General features: G+C 58.7%; 11 protein-coding genes and 1 pseudogene (1 of these 12 running past the window's edge). All 12 read left to right on the top strand.

From position 1 onward, the window contains the following. Positions 1 to 468: 468 nt before the first annotated feature. Positions 469 to 1,218: an ABC transporter substrate-binding protein gene (locus tag K3555_RS16880; protein WP_260006353.1), complete on the top strand. Its 750-nt coding sequence runs from the start codon at positions 469 to 471 to the stop codon at positions 1,216 to 1,218. A gap of 65 nt (positions 1,219 to 1,283) precedes the next feature. Further along, positions 1,284 to 2,063 carry an ABC transporter substrate-binding protein gene (locus K3555_RS16875; protein ID WP_259997215.1) on the top strand — a complete coding sequence of 260 codons (780 nt, stop codon included), beginning with the start codon at positions 1,284 to 1,286 and terminating at the stop codon, positions 2,061 to 2,063. A gap of 43 nt (positions 2,064 to 2,106) precedes the next feature. Continuing rightward, complete coding sequence (gene tauA / locus K3555_RS16870; RefSeq protein ID WP_260006352.1) at positions 2,107 to 3,123, top strand: taurine ABC transporter substrate-binding protein; 1,017 nt, start codon at positions 2,107 to 2,109, stop codon at positions 3,121 to 3,123. A 43-nt stretch (positions 3,124 to 3,166) separates the two neighbouring features. After that, a complete protein-coding gene (locus K3555_RS16865) occupies positions 3,167 to 5,866 on the top strand; it encodes a response regulator (protein ID WP_260006351.1) in 2,700 nt (899 codons plus the stop codon). Further along, positions 5,863 to 6,258: a response regulator gene (locus K3555_RS16860; RefSeq protein WP_259987423.1), complete on the top strand. Its 396-nt coding sequence runs from the start codon at positions 5,863 to 5,865 to the stop codon at positions 6,256 to 6,258. The genes K3555_RS16865 and K3555_RS16860 overlap by 4 nt, the downstream gene beginning before the upstream one ends. 25 nt (positions 6,259 to 6,283) lie before the next feature. Then, a complete protein-coding gene (locus K3555_RS16855) occupies positions 6,284 to 6,661 on the top strand; it encodes a response regulator (protein ID WP_259987421.1) in 378 nt (125 codons plus the stop codon). After that, positions 6,658 to 7,704 (top strand): adenylate/guanylate cyclase domain-containing protein, encoded by a 1,047-nt coding sequence (locus K3555_RS16850; RefSeq protein WP_259987419.1) that lies wholly within the window; start codon positions 6,658 to 6,660, stop codon positions 7,702 to 7,704. The genes K3555_RS16855 and K3555_RS16850 overlap by 4 nt, the downstream gene beginning before the upstream one ends. Positions 7,705 to 8,401: 697 nt before the next feature. Continuing rightward, positions 8,402 to 8,641 (top strand): annotated as a pseudogene (locus tag K3555_RS16845) (transposase); the annotation flags it as partial. A gap of 164 nt (positions 8,642 to 8,805) precedes the next feature. Then, complete coding sequence (locus tag K3555_RS16840) at positions 8,806 to 9,048, top strand: hypothetical protein (RefSeq protein WP_260006350.1); 243 nt, start codon at positions 8,806 to 8,808, stop codon at positions 9,046 to 9,048. Positions 9,049 to 9,593: 545 nt separating this feature from the next. Beyond that, complete coding sequence (locus K3555_RS16835) at positions 9,594 to 11,036, top strand: methyl-accepting chemotaxis protein (protein WP_260006349.1); 1,443 nt, start codon at positions 9,594 to 9,596, stop codon at positions 11,034 to 11,036. A gap of 112 nt (positions 11,037 to 11,148) precedes the next feature. Continuing rightward, positions 11,149 to 11,901, top strand: coding sequence for an allophanate hydrolase subunit 1 (locus K3555_RS16830; protein WP_260006348.1), 753 nt, complete (start codon positions 11,149 to 11,151; stop codon positions 11,899 to 11,901). Beyond that, positions 11,898 to 12,642, top strand: the 5' portion of a protein-coding gene (locus tag K3555_RS16825) for a biotin-dependent carboxyltransferase family protein (RefSeq protein ID WP_260006347.1). It continues 287 nt past the right edge of the window; only the first 745 of its 1,032 coding nucleotides appear in the window; its start codon is at positions 11,898 to 11,900; its stop codon lies beyond the right edge, outside the window. The genes K3555_RS16830 and K3555_RS16825 overlap by 4 nt, the downstream gene beginning before the upstream one ends.

Below are 12,642 nucleotides of genomic sequence, written 5' to 3'. Positions count from 1 at the left end.
GTCCTCGATTGCGGTCAGGATGTTGGCGATCCGGCTTTACACCTTCTTGAGGGAGTGTTCGGCTTTCTGGCGGTCATGGCATGCGCCCGCTGCGGCATCGTTGAACGCGTTGCGGTATTCCTCCGCGAACCGGTACGCCTGCAGCATGTTTTCCAGGCAGATCAGAGGGTGATGAAAAATCAAGCGCCGGCATGGGCGATTGCCCCGAGTGTTCCGCCGCTCCATGATCCCAAGGTCGCGTACCAATTCTGCACTACTCGACCTGCGTGCCATTCGGTTGTAGCATTCCGCACAGCGATCCGGAGGACGCCTTTCGCACGGGTAGCGTTCGGCCGCGTGGGGATGACGGCGGACTCTTGCTCAGACGGGTTCGATGCGGGTTTGGGGAGTGGTGCTGTCGCCGGATAGGCGCCAATTGCCGACGGCGCAACCTGGCAGCCGGACTACCGAAACGGAGTGGAGGAAAGGATGCGCAGGCTTAGAATTGCCGCGACAATCGTGGCCGTAGGAATAGCTTTTCCTGTACTTGCCTTTGCCGAGACGATTTTCGTGGCAGTGGAGGACAAGGACTACACACCCTACTACGTCTGGATCGATGGGCAACCCAAAGGGCCGTGCGTCGAAATCGCCGCCGGCGCGATCAGGCACATGGGTGCGGAAGTGGAATTCGTCCGGATGCCGTGGACCCGCGTGCTCAAATTCGTCAAGACCCAGCGAGTAGACGCCGGCCTTTGCGGCACAAAAACCGACGAGCGTGAGGACTTCAGCTATTATCCGGACGAGCCGTTGCTGAATTATGATGCAACGCTTTTCGTGCGCATGGATTCCGGCCTGACTATTTCCGACCCCGAGGCGCTCACCGGAAAAACCTTCGCGCTTGTCAAAGGTTATAGCTACGGAGGCATCGACGATGGCCTTGAAAGGGCCGGCATGACGCGCGTCGAAGCCACAGGACGAGAAAGCATGATCAAACTCCTGACGCTTGGGCGGGTCGAAACGGTTCTGGATACGACCCTACCATTTCTTGCCGATGCCAGACGCTTGGGCATCGAAGACCAGGTTCGGCCGCTCTTACCAAGCCTCGCCGAAACACCCGGGTATCTTTTTTTCAGTCGGAAACCAGGGCACGAGGCACTTTCAAATCGGTTTTCGGAAGCCCTGACCGAGTTCAAGACGACACCAAAATACCTTGCTATCAAGCAGCGATATGGGCTGTAATGACGTAAGGTAATGGGTGCGTCATTGGGTCTGCAATTGCCGCAATGATTTGGGGGGGATTTTTTATGTTGATTGCAATGCCTCGGATAATTCGCGCGGTGGCGGTGCTCTTCGCCCTCTCATGCGCGCCGCCAGTTCTGGCACAGGATCAGATCGCCCGCATCTCGACACTGGATTGGCCGCCTTACACAGGCAGCGATCTGCCCAGCGGCGGAGCGACGACAGAAGTTGTGCGCGTGGCTTTTGAAAAGGCAGGGTTCAATACAGACGTCGCCTATCGCCCATGGAAACGCGCGATCGACATGGCAAAGGACGGCAAGGATGGGGTCATTGCTTACTTTCCTGGGTATCATTGCCGCCACCAGAAAGGTTTCATCGCGTCCGATCCGATTGGCAATGGCCCTTTGGGATTTGCCGAACATGCGGGTGCGCCGATTTCGTGGGACACCCTAGATTCTATCGGCGAACAGCAGCTGAAGATCGGAACGGTCCTCGGCTACGCGAATACCGACGAATTCGACCAGAAAGTGGGAACAGGCTGGATTCTGGCTGTCCCGTCAAACGATGATCTCACGAACCTGAAAAAACTGGTGCGCAAGCGCATTGATGCCGCTGTCATAGACAAGTTCGTGCTGGAATACCTGAAAGCGACGGAGCCAAGCCTGAATTCAAACCGGAAAGACCTGCAATTCAACGCCACCCCACTGGAAGACAAGACGCTGTATTTGTGTTTCCGCGACGATGGGGACGGCCGTGCGATGCTTGAAAAATTCAATGCGGGACTTGCCCAGGTCAATGCTGACGAGATCGCAGAGAATTACTTCGCGACAGCGTTTTCGCAATGACGACGGACGCTCCGCACCGGGACAGTGACTTTGCGGGCGTGACATGAAAGCCGTCCGGTGGGTGATATTGGCCCTTTTTTGCTCCGTCCTGTTCAGCGGGCGCGGGGCGAGTGCGCTGGACGATGTCACGATCGGCTACCAGCTGATGTACAATCCTTGGAAGACGGCGATCGTGAGCGGCGAAATCGAGCAGGCTGTTGGCCAGCCCGTGACTTGGCGCAAGTTCGAATCCGGCGCAAAGGTCATCAATTCGATGATCTTGGGCAAGGTTCAGATCGCGCAATCCGGGTCGAGTCCGATCGCCGCCGGTATAAGCCGGGGCTTGGACATAGAGGTGGTCTGGATTCTGGAAGATATAGCCGCGGCCGAGGCGCTGGTTGTTCGGGACGGAGCCGGCATAATCGCGCCGCGGGATCTGGCGGGCAAAACTATCGGTGTGCCCTTCGCCTCGACCACACATTTCCACTTTCTCTTTGCTCTCGAGCAATTCGGCATTGCGCAGAAGGATGTCGTCATTCGTAACATGCAGCCGCAGGAGATTACGGAGGCGTGGCAACTTGGCGAGATCGACGCCGCCTTTGTCTGGGATCCGGCATTGAGCGAAATCAAGAAGTCCGGGAAAGTGCTGATTACCTCTGGCGTTCTGTCGAGCTGGGGGAAGGCCACGTTCGATGCTATGGTCGTCGAAAGGACATTCGCTGCCCAGAACCCAAACTTCATGTGTAATTTGATCAAGACCGTTGCGGCTGCGGATGCAGATTACAATGCCAATCCTTCGGCCTGGACTTCGGGATCGGATCAGGTCGCCGCGATCGTCAGCTTGGCTGGAGGTGATCCTGAAAACGTGCCCGTGGTTCTGGACCTCTACGATTTTCCGACGCTCAGGGAACAAGCTTCAGCGCGCTGGCTTGGTGGCGGCACCGAGGGAAGGGTCGCCCAGGCGCTAAGCTTCACCGCCGAATTCCTGCGGGAACAAGGCAAAATTCGCAATGTAGTCGACGATTTCGCCCGGCACGTAAATCCCCGTTATGTCGAGATGGTTCTCGAGGGTGCGTGTTGACGGACCAAAGCAAACCTAGCTTGCTGCGTACAGAGTGTCTTTGATGGATCAAAAGCCGAGGAAATTTTATTTTAGGTCGCTTCGAGCAAAATTCCTGGCGGTAGTGACACCGCTGGTTCTTATTTCGACCATTTTTGTTTTTGGGCTTTTTGAATTCAATGCGCAGCGCGAAGCCGAAGACCGGCTCAATGACAAGCTTGAAAAACTGGTCGCGATCCAAAGTGCCGTGGTTGCGGAATCGATGTGGAACGTTGCCGACGAGCAAATCAAGCTTATCCTTAAAGCCCTTGCCATTGATCCGGATATCTCGGGTGCAGCGGTCTATGATGATCAGGACATATTGGTTGCTTGGACCGGAAAGGTAGAAGGTCTCGAACAGGAGCAGTTCTTTGCGGAAAAGGAAATCGTCTATGTGTATGACGATAGTAGAGAGGTCATTGGGCGCCTGGCCATCGCGCTGACCGACGCCCAGATTCTCGCCGCTGCCCGGCAAAGGCTGACGACAGCCGGAATCTTGGGAGCGCTTCTTCTCGGAGCCATCATTTTCAGCACCCTGATTGCGAACCGGCGCACGATCGGTATCCCGCTCGAACGGCTCTTGAGTTCGATCAACAGTGCGCGCGGCGGGGGGGAGCGCGTTCCGGTGGACTGGATCAGCCGTGACGAGATCGGCGTCGTCGTCGCGGCATTCAACGAAATGCAGAAACGCCAGCAGGCGGACGAGGCGGCGCTCCGCAAGGCTCGCGACGAATTGGAACAGCGTGTCGAGGAGCGGACCCGCGAACTGGCCGAAGCGACCCTTGCAGCAAAACGAGCCCAAATGCAGCTTTCTCACGCCATCGAAAGCATCTCCGACGGGTTTTCTTTGTACGGCCCTGATGATCGCCTGATCGTTTGCAACCGCCGGTATCGTGAGCTCCTCTATCACGGAATCGAAGACATCGTGGTCGCTGGTGCCTCGTTCGATGAAATCATCCATAGCGCAGCTGAAAAAGGTCTTATCAAGGATGCGCTCGACGCACCGGAGGACTGGATCGCGGAGCGCATCGCGCAGCACAGGAACCCGGGTGACACGCATCTCCAGGAGCGTGCGGACGGCCGCTGGATTCGCGTCAGCGAGCGGAAAACCGACGACGACAGCACCGTTGCCGTCTACACCGACATAACCGAACTCAAAGAACGCGAACAGGAAGCCGAAGAAGCGAACCGCGCGAAAAGCCAGTTCCTTGCCAATATGAGCCACGAGTTGCGGACTCCGCTCAATGCGGTGATCGGCATTACCGAAATGCTTATGGAGGATGCCGAGGAATTCGGACAGGAAGATTTCATTGAGCCGCTGGAACGTATCTCGCGCGCCGGAAAGCACCTGCTGAACCTGATAAACGAAATTTTAGACCTATCGAAGATTGAGGCTGGCAAGTTCGAGATGCATATCGAGAGCTTCGACTTGCCGAGCCTGATCCACGATGCCACAACAACTGTGCGTCCGATGGCAGAAAAGAACGGCAATGAGCTGACCGTTGATTGCCCGGATGATCTCGGGGCGATCTCGGCCGACCAGACACGGATGCGTCAGATCATTCTCAATCTGCTGAGCAATGCCTGCAAGTTTACTGAAAAGGGGCAGGTCGTGCTGGTGGCCCGGGAAGTGCCGGACGATCTCGGATCGGCGGTTTCGATTGCGATTACAGATACGGGCATCGGGCTGAGTGCAGAACAGATTGACCGGTTGTTTGAAGAATTCAGCCAAGCCGACAGCTCGACCACACGCCGCTTCGGCGGCACGGGCCTGGGCCTGGCAATCAGCAGGCGTCTGGCGCGGATGATGGGCGGCGACATCGAAGTGCAAAGCGCGCTTGGCGAGGGTGCGACGTTCACCTTTCGCCTGCCGCGCATTGTGATTGCCAGTTCTGGTGAAGACGACGCTTCGCCCCTACCAGAACGCCCGCCGGCGCTCCCGATCAATTCGGCTCGGCGTGATAACCCCCGAATCCTGGTGGTCGATGATGACAGGGCATCCCGTGAACTGATGCGCGTCATGTTGGCGAAACAGGGCTACGATGTCGTGACCGCCGTCGATGGCAGGGAAGGACTAGAGCTTGCGCGCAGAATGAAGCCTTCTGCAATCACACTCGATGTCGTGATGCCGGAGTTGGATGGCTGGGAGTTTCTCAAGGAAATCAAGTCAGACACGGAGACCGCCGCAATTCCCGTCATCATGGCAACCATGACCGAGGAGCCCGATCGCGGTTTTGCTCTGGGCGCATCGGAATACATGACGAAGCCGATTGACCGGGAGAAGATGAAGGCATTGCTTTCAAAATACCATCCGCAGGACCGGACGCCAGAGGTCCTGGTGGTCGAGGATGATCCCGATGTGCGCGATGTGTTGCGAGGCATCTTCTCCAAGAGTGGTTGGGACGTCACAGAGGCGGAGAACGGCAATGTCGGGATCGAGCGTCTGGATGGATGTCAGCCCGACCTGATAATGCTTGACCTGCTGATGCCGGAGATGGATGGCTTCCAGTTTCTTGAAGCGCTTCGCCAGCGCCACGAATACGGCAGGGTCACGATCGTCGTTCTTACGGCGGCGAACTTAACGCCGGAAGATCATCGGCGGCTAAATGGCGGCGTCACGCAGATCGTGCAGAAGACAGATACTGGGCGGAGCGAGCTCCTGGCCACGATCCGCGAGATCATTGCAGAGAACACCCCCCAACCTTCGCAGGAGGCCGTGGGATGATCCGGGTGCTTTACATTGAAGACAACGAAGACAACATTTTCCTGTTCACACGCCGGCTGGGCAAACGAGGTTTCGAGATCCTGATCGCCCGCGACGGCGCGGCCGGTCTGGCGGTGGCGGGCACGAGCAACCCGTCGGTCATTCTGATGGATCTCGATCTTCCCATTGTCGATGGTTGGGAAGCCACCCGCCGGCTGAAGGCATCTGCAGCGACCCGCAATATTCCGGTGATCGCTGTGTCGTCCTATGCGATGCCCGAGGATTGCAGGCGCGCAATCGAGGCCGGATGTTCGGATTTCTTTTCGAAGCCGGTCGATATGAAGGCGCTTTGCAGCCGGATCGAAGCTCTTGCAGAGCATGGCCGGCAACCGGGGCCGGGTGAGGAGCATTGACCGCAGGTAAGGAGTTGAAGTGGGAATGGTGAAAATCCTTTATGTCGAAGACAACGAAGACAATGTCTACATGCTGACCAAACGGCTGGCCCGGAAAGGATACGAAGTTGTCGTGGCACCCGATGGCAAACAGGGCGTGGACATGTCACAATCGGAAAAGCCGGGTCTGATCATCATGGACTTGGGCTTGCCTGTACTTGATGGCTGGGAAGCGATCCGCCGGATCAAATCGAATTCTGCCACGTCGGAAATCCCGATCATCGCGCTGACCGCGCATGCTATGGCCGAGGATCGCGCAAAAGCACATGATGCCGGGTGTGACGATTTCGACACCAAGCCCGTCGATATGCCGCGCCTGCTCGGCAAGATCGACTCCCTGCTGCAGGCGAGGCAGGCCTCTTGACCTCGGACGGGCCAGCCCTTCTCGTTGTCGATGACAACGAAGACAACCGCTATACGCTCCTGCGGCGGTTGAAACGCGAGGGCCATGAGAATGTCGATGTGGCAGAGAACGGCCAGGAGGCGCTCGATCTGCTCGGCAGGCAACCTTACGACCTCGTGCTGCTCGACATCATGATGCCGGTTCTCAACGGGTACGAAACGCTGGAGCGTATGAAATCCGACATGCGCCTGCGCTCGATACCAGTCATAATGATTTCCGCAGTCGATCAAATTGAAAGCGTCGTGCGTTGTATCGAAGCAGGTGCCGAAGACTATCTCCCGAAACCGTTCAACACCGCGATCCTGCGTGCGCGCATTCATGCCAGCCTTGAAAAGAAACGCCTCAGGGATCAGGAGGCGGGCTATATGAAGCAAATCGAGGTTGAAAAAAAGCGCGCCGACGATCTGCTGCATGCGACCCTGCCAGCCGCCGCGGTGCACGAACTGAAATCCACAAACTCCGTTAGACCGCGCCAGTTCGAAGACGTGGCGGTTCTGTTCTGCGACATCGTGGGTTTCACGACCTATTGCAACAACAACTCGGCGGAAACCGTGGTATCCCATCTTCAGGATCTGGTCTGCGCCTTCGAGGACATCGCGACCCGGAACGGGCTGGAAAAGATTAAGACAATCGGGGATGCCTTCATGGCAACTGCCGGGCTATTGCACCATGTCGAAAGTCCTGCAAAGGCCAGCGTTCGAACGGGCCTGGAGATGATTGACGCCGTCGCGGAACACCCCTCTGGCTGGGAGATCCGAATCGGCATTCATATGGGGCCGCTGGTCGGCGGAGTTATCGGCCAGAAGAATTACGCCTTCGATATCTGGGGAGATACGGTGAACATCGCCGCCCGCATTGTCGATCATGCCGATCCGGGAACGGTACTTGTGAGCGAGGCCGTATGGCGAAACTTGCAAGATGCTTTCGATGGCAAGTCAAAAGGCATGGTCGAGCTCAAGGGAAGAGGATCGCACGAGTTGATTGAATGCGCCTGCTCCAGGTAAGGAGCCGTGCAGGGCACGCTCTGTTGCGCCCGATCACTCTTGGATGGCACCTGGCGACGTGCACCCAGGGCGGCTTCCGCCAGTTTTTCGGATCTAAGAAAGCACCAGCTCATACCGATCCGGAGCTGGTACCCGAAAGACCTCAACCGAAAGCCGCGGCAGAAAGCAGGACGGGCTACAATAGGCCGGTGAGACCGCTTTGGCGGATCAATTTGCCTACCTAAACCGCTTGACTGGGACGTCCCCGTTACCGAAGTCCTAAGCCAAGCATTCCAGCATTCTTCTGACCCGGCCCGCAGCGGACACACCCGCTGCGCCCGGCTCAACCATGCCATTTCTGAAATTTCGGCAAGCGCCAGTTCCGGTGCCTGGGAAATCCCCCCCCGATCTTAAGGGGGGGCGGAAGTAGAATTTTCTCGGCAGGGTGAACGAGGAGCTTCCGATGAAGAAGACATGATTCACAGAAGCCCGGATCTTGGGTGTGCTGCGCCAAATGGAGGGCGGTGTGCCTGCCGCCGAGCTGTGCCGTGAGCACGGGAGTGAGGCGGAAACGGAATTGATCCAGTGGATCAATTCCCCGCCGAACCGGCGCCACGCTGTAAAAGTGGCGGGCGATGTATGGCGGCATGGACGCCAGTCTCATCAGTGAGAGCAAGCTATTGTCCGCCATTGGTCCGAGGGCAACGGCGAGCGGCGCTGGGCCGGGAACCGGGGCATTGCCTTGGCATATATCCAGCCCGGAAAGCCTTAGCAGAACGCCTATGTCGAGCGCGACAACCGGACGATCAGGCACGAATGGCTGGACTTGGACATTTTCGAAAGTATCGAGGAGGTCCAGCAGATTGCCACCGAGTGGCTCTGGTCCTACAACCATGAACGCCCCAACATGGGCAACGGCGGGATGACACCTGCACAGAAACTGAAGATGGCCGCGTAAATTCTACGACCATGCCCCCGCAAAAACGAGGGGATTACCGAGGAACCCGTTGCCAGCCTTTTCGTTCCAGTCGAGCTGCGCCTGGCCAACGGGCGGTGCCTCCGGCTTCCCAGTGATCTGGACGCGGGGGTGCTGACCAGGCTGATCCACGCAGTGGAGGCGGCATGATCGGCCCAGGAACCGGTGTCCGGGTGTATCTTGCCTGCGGCGTCACAGACATGCGCAAAGGCATTGCGCTGTACCACGCGGAGAGCATCTGTATCAGTGACTACACAGACTCGGTCGAACATGACGTCCAGCTGATGCGAGGCTCCGTCGGAACCCCCAAACACGCCAATATCTACGGTTACATGTACGACATCGACGAGGAAAAGCTGATCAAGGTTACGCAATCGCTGGCCGCGTGACTTGTCGGGCCGGCGGTGGTTCCGTCGGCCCGTTGCGGTGCATCTAGGATCATGCATCAGCCACTCGCCAAAATTGGAGGCCGCTATGAGAGAACAGGACGTTGAAGACTGGCGTAGGTCTAACCGAAGAACTGAAAGAGACCGGATTGGATAAACGAGCACTTGGGGCGGTATTAAAGCGGGAGAGGTCCATAGCCACCCGTGTTGCTGAGCGACGCGCCATGAAAGGCGCGTCACAGCAATCGGTCCTTCGGTTCAAACGATGTCCTCAATCAAACGCTCAAGGTGCGGAATGCAAGTGGGTTCGCAGAATTGCTCCGAGCCCTGGATATGCTGCCGTCTCAAAACACTCAGCACGCACGCCATATAGGTGCGTCTGCAAGATTTACACTTCAGATCCAAACAGGTTCAAAAAGGATCCGATCCGCCAGATGCCGGGGCTGAACACCTAAGCGCATGTATCCAGGGACGTTAAGAATTTTCTGTTGGTTTCACTGTACTTTCGGCGCGAGCCATCGAGAATCAGGAACGCGCGGAGAAATTCATTGTTTTTCAAATTCAAAGCGTCCAGGCCCGCAGAGCAGGACAGCGGTGCCAGGATTATTGCCGGTATGGTCGATCGCACCCAGGCGACAATTCAATTTAAACCGGACGGCACAATTCTGACCGCAAACGGCAATTTTCTTGCTGCATTGGGATACCGGCTGGAAGAAATCGCGGGCCGGCATCATTCGATGTTTGTGGCGCCTGAAATAGCCGCGGGTGCGGAATATAAATCATTCTGGAAAGACCTGGCCGCTGGCCGTGTGTTCACGGATCAGTTCCCGCGGGTGACCAAGGACGGCGCCACCATTTGGATCCAGGCGACCTATGCTCCGGTTGAAAACGCGGATGGCACAGTGGAAAGGGTGGTCAAAGTGGCCACTGATGTAACGGTGCGCCGTCTTGGGCTGCAGGAAATCGCCAAGGGGCTGGACGCGATGAGCCAGGGGGATCTGGGCTTCCGGGTCAAACTGTCCGATCAGGCGGACATTGCCGCGCTGGGCGAGGCGTTCAACCGCTCGGCGGAGCAGCTTGGCACAGCGATGGGCGCGGTGACGCAAGTATCCGAAGCTGTCGGACGCACAGCGGATGAGATATCCAAATCCGCCAGCGACCTGTCTCAGCGTACCGAGAGCCAGGCTGCAACGCTGGAGGAAACCGCAGCGGCCATCGAGGAGCTGACCGGCACGGTGCATTCCTCGGCGGAGGGCGCAGAGAAGGTGGAGGGCATCGTCAGCGAAGCCCAGACTGCCGCGGAACGCAGCGGTCAGGTTGTCTCGGACGCTGTGGCGGCGATGTCTCAGATTGAGAGCTCCTCTGAGGAAATCGCCAAAATCATCGGGATGATCGACGATATTGCCTTTCAGACCAACTTGCTGGCGCTGAATGCCGGGGTCGAGGCCGCCCGGGCGGGGGAGGCAGGCCGCGGCTTTGCGGTTGTTGCCTCAGAAGTGCGGGCGCTGGCGCAACGGTCCGCTGGTGCGGCCGGCGAGATCAAGCAGCTTATCGGTCAAAGCAAACAGCAGGTGGCCAGCGGTGTGGACCTGGTTGGCAGAACCGGAATTGAGCTTAAGCAGATCATTGACAGTGTGGGTCATATTTCCACCCACATCAGCGGGATTGCCACTGGCGCCAAGGAACAGGCAACGTCGCTGAGCGAGATCAACCTTGGTGTTTCACAGCTGGATCAGGTGACCCAGCAGAATGCGGCGATGGTTGAGGAAACCTCGGCCGCCAGCCAGTTGCTGTCCGCAGACGCCAGCCAGCTGACCCGTGAAGTGTCCAAGTTCAGGTCCGCAGGCAACCCGGCCCCCGCCCCGGTTGCGGATGTGGTGGCTTTTCAGCGCCCGGCGGCAACATCCCCGGCAGCATCCCCGGCGGCAAACGGCGCCGGCGGTTTTGATGCAGAGACGCTGCCTGCGGCGCAAGGGTGGGATGATTTCTGAAGCCGGCTTGCGGTTCTTGCCTGTGGCAGCGGCAAGGTTGTCTATGAATTGACATGTTGACACTCTCCGTCTGCACCGCAACGCTTGCGCGCAAAAATGACGGGGTGAAAACATGAACAGCCAGGAGGCGCCAGCCTATCCGCTGGTCCGGCGGGCCGGGCAGAACGGCATGCTGGTAAGCTTTGACAGCAGCCTTAGCGAAGCCTCGAACCGCGCCGCGCTGGCTTTTGGCAGTGCGGTGGAAGCGCTGCCGCTGAAAGGAGTTGTAGAGACCATGGCCTCTTTGGCTTCGGTCTTTGTTCGTTTCGACCCTGCTGATCTGCGGCATGAGGCGCTGGAGGCGGCTTTGCAGACCCTTCTGACGGCCCAAAACTGGCTGCAGGCGCCGCTGCCGCCCGGGCGCCGGTTCTGGCGGGTGCCGACAGTTTATGGCACTGATCTGGCGCCCCAGCTGGGAGAAGCAGCCGATGCCGCGGGTATGAGCGAGACACAGGCCATCGATAGCCTGGGTGCCGTACAGGTGCGGGTGCTGACCATCGGCTTTGCTCCCGGCCAGCCCTACCTTGGGTCTTTGGGGCCGGAATGGAACCTGCCGCGGCAGACGGAGCTGACACCGATGGTGCCGCGCGGCGCACTGGTGCAGGCGATCAGCCAGTTCGTCTTGTTTTCCAATCCGGCGCCGACCGGCTGGCGCCATGTCGGCCAAACCGGGCTGACCCTGTTCCAGCCGGGGGCAGCGCAGCCTTTTGTTCTGCGCCCGGGTGATGAGATGCAGTTTGAGCCGGTCTCCAAACCGGACTTCCTGAAACACTGCAAGGATGACCCGCTGCTTGGCGGCGCCATCGTCTCGGAGATCGCAGCATGAGCGGTCTCAAGATACTGCGGATCGGACCGGCGGCTTCTGTCCAGGATATGGGGCGGCCCGGTTTGCTGGGGCAGGGGGTGTCCCAAGGCGGTGCTGCGGACCGGCTGGCATTGGCCGAAGGGGCTGCGCTGCTGCACCAGGATTCCGGATTGGCAGCCTTGGAAATGGGGGGCATGGGCGGCGAGTTCGAAGCAACCGGCCCCCTGCGCATTGCCCTGACCGGCGCGCCGATGGCGGCAGTGCTGGAGGGTGAACCGCTGGCCTGGAATGCGTCGCACCGGATGGAGGCGGGCCAGCGCCTGTCAATCGGTGCCGCCCGCCGCGGCGTCTATGGATACCTGCATCTAGGCGGCGGCATTGCCACGGAGCCGCTGCTTGGCTCCCGCGCTGTGCATCTGATGGCGGGGCTGGGGCGGGCGGCCGAAGCCGGAGACCTGCTGCCTGCCGGTTCAGACCGGAATAATGAAACAGGTCTGGTGCTGGCCGCCGAGAACCGTTTTCAGGGCGGTGAATTGCGTATTGTCGAAAGTTTCCAAAGCAGCCTGTTTCCCGAGGCGGTCCGTGTCCGGTTTGCGGCCACGGCTTTCCAGCGCGGCAGCCGTGCCAACCGGATGGGGGTGGAAATGGTCTCGGACGGCGAAGGCTTTGCCGCTGACGGCCAGCTCAATATCCTGTCCGAAGTGATCCTGCCGGGGGATGTGCAGATGACCGGCGATGGCAAGCCCTTCGTGCTGCTGCGCG

Source organism: Leisingera sp. M527 (assembly GCF_025141525.1).
GTDB lineage: Bacteria > Pseudomonadota > Alphaproteobacteria > Rhodobacterales > Rhodobacteraceae > Leisingera.
The sequence above is the reverse complement of the archived record's forward strand: the minus strand, read 5'-3'. Positions and strand labels throughout refer to the sequence as shown.

What these genes read in the sequence shown, in the direction of transcription:
- K3555_RS16860 (WP_259987423.1), top strand. Translation starts at nt 5,863, where the DNA reads ATGATCCGGGTGCTTTACATTGAAGACAACGAAGACAACATTTTCCTG.
- K3555_RS16880 (WP_260006353.1), top strand. Translation starts at nt 469, where the DNA reads ATGCGCAGGCTTAGAATTGCCGCGACAATCGTGGCCGTAGGAATAGCT.
- K3555_RS16865 (WP_260006351.1), top strand. Translation starts at nt 3,167, where the DNA reads ATGGATCAAAAGCCGAGGAAATTTTATTTTAGGTCGCTTCGAGCAAAA.
- tauA (WP_260006352.1), top strand. Translation starts at nt 2,107, where the DNA reads ATGAAAGCCGTCCGGTGGGTGATATTGGCCCTTTTTTGCTCCGTCCTG.
- K3555_RS16840 (WP_260006350.1), top strand. Translation starts at nt 8,806, where the DNA reads ATGATCGGCCCAGGAACCGGTGTCCGGGTGTATCTTGCCTGCGGCGTC.
- K3555_RS16855 (WP_259987421.1), top strand. Translation starts at nt 6,284, where the DNA reads ATGGTGAAAATCCTTTATGTCGAAGACAACGAAGACAATGTCTACATG.
- K3555_RS16830 (WP_260006348.1), top strand. Translation starts at nt 11,149, where the DNA reads ATGAACAGCCAGGAGGCGCCAGCCTATCCGCTGGTCCGGCGGGCCGGG.
- K3555_RS16875 (WP_259997215.1), top strand. Translation starts at nt 1,284, where the DNA reads ATGTTGATTGCAATGCCTCGGATAATTCGCGCGGTGGCGGTGCTCTTC.